This window comes from Enterobacter sp. C6 (assembly GCF_008122455.1).
Lineage (GTDB): Bacteria > Pseudomonadota > Gammaproteobacteria > Enterobacterales > Enterobacteriaceae > Enterobacter > Enterobacter pseudoroggenkampii.
Map to the genome: position 1 here is coordinate 1 of NZ_QPFW01000022.1, position 542 is coordinate 542.

Genomic DNA, 542 nt, shown 5'->3' on the forward strand with positions numbered 1-542 from the left:
TTGGTGCCTTCGGGAACTCTGAGACAGGTGCTGCATGGCTGTCGTCAGCTCGTGTTGTGAAATGTTGGGTTAAGTCCCGCAACGAGCGCAACCCTTATCCTTTGTTGCCAGCGGTTAGGCCGGGAACTCAAAGGAGACTGCCAGTGATAAACTGGAGGAAGGTGGGGATGACGTCAAGTCATCATGGCCCTTACGAGTAGGGCTACACACGTGCTACAATGGCGCATACAAAGAGAAGCGACCTCGCGAGAGCAAGCGGACCTCATAAAGTGCGTCGTAGTCCGGATTGGAGTCTGCAACTCGACTCCATGAAGTCGGAATCGCTAGTAATCGTAGATCAGAATGCTACGGTGAATACGTTCCCGGGCCTTGTACACACCGCCCGTCACACCATGGGAGTGGGTTGCAAAAGAAGTAGGTAGCTTAACCTTCGGGAGGGCGCTTACCACTTTGTGATTCATGACTGGGGTGAAGTCGTAACAAGGTAACCGTAGGGGAACCTGCGGTTGGATCACCTCCTTACCTTAAAGAACCTGCCTTTG

General features: G+C 53.0%; 1 rRNA gene. It reads left to right on the plus strand.

What is annotated here, in order from left to right:
* A 16S ribosomal RNA gene (locus DOU50_RS00135) occupies positions 1-522 on the plus strand; the annotation flags it as partial.
* Positions 523-542: the final 20 nt, after the last annotated feature.